General features: G+C 73.3%; 3 protein-coding genes. 2 read left to right on the forward strand and 1 reads right to left on the reverse strand.

Annotated elements, in window-relative coordinates:
• Both AX737_RS29240 and AX737_RS29245 read left to right on the forward strand, forming a co-directional pair.
• A partial coding sequence (locus AX737_RS29240) for an alpha-ketoglutarate-dependent dioxygenase AlkB (protein ID WP_066927488.1) occupies positions 1-555 on the forward strand: 555 nt, incomplete at its 5' end.
• A 204-nt stretch (positions 556-759) separates the two neighbouring features.
• Complete coding sequence (locus AX737_RS29245) at positions 760-1,734, forward strand: hypothetical protein (RefSeq protein WP_066927490.1); 975 nt, start codon at positions 760-762, stop codon at positions 1,732-1,734.
• A 115-nt stretch (positions 1,735-1,849) separates the two neighbouring features.
• On the opposite strand, the gene AX737_RS35025 is transcribed toward AX737_RS29245, so the two are convergent.
• Positions 1,850-3,306: hypothetical protein (locus AX737_RS35025; RefSeq protein ID WP_066927492.1), on the reverse strand; the 1,457-nt coding region annotated here is incomplete at its 5' end.

Consider the following 3,306-nt stretch of genomic DNA (forward strand, 5'->3'; position numbering starts at 1 on the left):
GTGCTGGCCGCCGCGCCCGCCTACACGCCGCGGATGCCGCGTACGGACAAACCCTTCTCGGTGCGGATGACGAATGCCGGGCCCCTCGGCTGGGTCTCGGACCGCGCCGGCTACCGCTACCAGCCGCACCACCCCGAGACCGGCGCGCCCTGGCCGCCGCTGCCCCCGACGGTGCTCAGGGCCTGGGCGGAGCTCGCCGGCTATCCGCACCTGCCGGAAGCCTGCCTGATCAACCTCTACGGCCCCGAGGCCCGTATGGGCCTGCACCAGGACCGGGACGAGCGGGACCTCGCCGCCCCCGTTCTCTCCTTGTCGCTCGGCGCGCCCGCCCTGTTCCGCTACGGCGGCCTGAAGCGGACCGACCCGACCCGCTCCCTGCGCCTGCGACCGGGCGACGCCCTGGTGATCGGAGGGACCTCGCGGCTGATCTTCCACGGGATCGACCGCATCCTCCCGGCCGGCGACCTCGTCGATCCCGGCGAGCCGGCTCTGCCGGGTCTCCCGCTCGGCTGGCGCCTCAACCTCACCGCCCGGCGGGTGAGTCCGCCGGCCTGAGGAAAGCCATCGTCTGATCCGCTGATCACGGCCGCACCCCACGGACCACCCGGGAGACAGCCGTGCCGCGGCGGCGCGCCGGGCCGCGGGCCTCTCCGCCGCCATACCTATCGGAGCGCGGCTTGACACCGGCCGGACGGGGGAGGACCCACTAAGGCCGTGGGCGCTCGCTCGGCGAGGCGCGATCCGAATGGTCAGGTTCCGATGCGGTTGCGGTACATCACGCAGGGTCTGAGAGTCGCCGGGCTCGTTCTGGCGCTGGCGGCGCCGCTGGGGACACCGCCATCGGCCCGCGCGGCCGAGATCGTCTACCCGGCCGGCTCCCGCTTCGGCTTCCAGCCGCCCGCCGACATGGTGCCCTCACGCCGCTTCGCCGGCTTCGAGCGGCGCGAGGGCGGCGCCACGCTCTCGGTGGTGGAGTTGCCGCCGAACGCCTTCGCGGAACTCGTCACCAACTTCACGGACGCGAACCTCCTCACCCAGGGCTTCGCCGTGGAGAAGCGCGAGCCGATGAAGATCGGCGAGGCCGAGGCGATGCTGTTCACGGGTGAGCAGCCGAGCGCCCCCGGCACGGAAGGGCCCACGGTCCGCAAGCTCCTGCTCCTCGTGGGCGACCCGACCGTCACCGGGATGATCGTCGCCCAGGCGCTACCCGATGCCGAGACCGAGGCGAGTCTGCGGGCGCTCATCACGAACGTGACGATCCGGCCGCCCCTGACCCTCGCCCAGCAGGTGGACGCGCTGCCCTTCCGCATCGCCGACCCGGCGGGGTTCCGCCCGGTGCGGGTTCTGGCCGGGAACTCGGTGCTGATGACCGAGGGATCGAAAGACCAGATGCTCAACGTGGAGCAGCCGATCCTGGTCGTGGCCCAGGCGGTGCAGCAGCCGCCGGCCGCCGAGCAGCGCGACGGCTTCGCGCGCAGCGCGCTCTACGCGAACCAGACCATGAAGGATTTCGTGATCGAGCGCGCGCAGAGCTACCGCCGCAACGGCGTCGACTGGCACGAGATCGTGGCCCGCGCCGTCGATGTCCCGTCGAACAAGCCCATCGTGGTGTCCCAGACCATCCGCTTCGCCCCGGACGGCTACCTGCGCGCGGTCGGCATCGTGCGCGAGGACCAGCGCGACGGCACGCTGTCGAAGTTCCGCCAGATCATCGACAGCGTGCAGATCAAGTAAGCGGGTCGGGTCACGGGGCATCCGCGGCGCGTGCCGGCGACCAACGGCTCGCCATCACCCGCTCCGGGCATCCGGGGCAACGGCTCTCTCCTGTGCGCCGGGGGCTCCGCGGCCGTCACGGTGTCCGGCGGGACGTCCGGCGCGGCCACCGCGTCCAGACCGCGAACCCTGCGATCGCCGCGAGGGCGAGTGCGGCCAGCGCGAGGCCGAGGCCGAGGCCCCTCGGCCGATAGCGGAGCACCAGGTCGCCGGCCCCGGCCGGAATCACCACGGACGGCAGGATCGCGTTGACGATCTCAACGGTGAGCGGCTGCCCGTTCCACGCGGCCTCGTAGCCCGGGTACCAGGCCCGCGCCCATACGATGCGACCGCCTGGGCCGGCCAGCCCGTAGCGCGCCTCCCGGACATCCTCCTCGGCCCTCCTGATCTCTGCGCCTTCGGGCAGGCGCGACAGCGTACCGGGCAGGCTCGGCAGCGTCCGCTCGAACAGGACCCCGCTCTCGACGGATCGGTGCACCCAGCCCGGGCCGGCCACGGCCGCGAAGGCCACGGCCCGCGCACCCGCCTGCGCCGTGACCCGCGTCACGCGGGCGAGGTCGAGGGTGCTCGCGCCGGTCACGGGATCCGGGCGCGTCCAGCGCTCGGCCGCGTCGGGGCAGGACCCGCCGATGTAATCCAGGCAGAGGTCTCCGAAGCCCCGCCCGCGCATCGGCGAGTAGCCGGCGATCGCGGCGTTGCCGGTGTAGAGGGCGGTGTTGCCCTGCGGGAAGGCGAGATACAGGCCGGCCGGGGCATCGCGGATGTCCGGCCTCCTGAACAGGGCCCGCTCGAACAGGAGCAGCGCCGTGTCGCCCTGCCGCAGACCGGGCTCGCCGCGGTAGGCCGCCCGCTCCATCGGCGGCCGCCAGTCCGGGAACTGACTGTTGCCCGGAAAGATCTTGGTCAGCGCCGCGAAGATGGCGATGTGGCTCATACCGATGGCGATCAGCCCCGTCCGGATTCGGGGCCCCCCGCGGCGCAGGACGATCAGCACGACCAGGACCACCGGCAGGAGAAGCAGGAGATTCACGCCGATCGCATCGACGAGCGGGAGGCCGGCGAGGAGGCCGGTGCCGAGGATCAGCGCCGACGCCCGGCGGGCGGACCAGACGTGCCCCGGCTGGCCGAGGAACCACGCCCCCAGGACCGCGCAGCCGATCTGGAAGTAGGGAAGGAAGCGGAAGGGCCAGCGCAGCTGCGACACGCCCGGTGCCGCGGCCAGGAGACCGAGCACGAGGGTCGCGGCGAGGAGGAGCGCGGCACCGGTGCCGGCCGGCCCGCGCATCCGCGGCCACGCGCCGTGCAGCATGGCGACCGGGATCCACCAGCCCACGTACTGCATCGGCGGCGAGACGACGAGCGAGAGGCCGCCGAAGCTGATCCAGGCCTGCGGGAAGACCGGCGCGCCGATCGCGACGAGCGTCGGGAGCGGTGTCTGCCACTGGTGCAGGTCGAACGATTCCGCCAGCCGCGCGGTGCTGCCGATCGCGGCCGCGAGCGGCATCCAGGCGGGCGCCGCGAGCGCGAAGCCGA

This window comes from Methylobacterium sp. CCH5-D2 (assembly GCF_001556475.1).
Classification (GTDB): domain Bacteria; phylum Pseudomonadota; class Alphaproteobacteria; order Rhizobiales; family Beijerinckiaceae; genus Methylobacterium; species Methylobacterium hispanicum.

What these genes read in the sequence shown, in the direction of transcription:
- AX737_RS29245 (WP_066927490.1), top strand. Translation starts at nt 760, where the DNA reads ATGCGGTTGCGGTACATCACGCAGGGTCTGAGAGTCGCCGGGCTCGTT.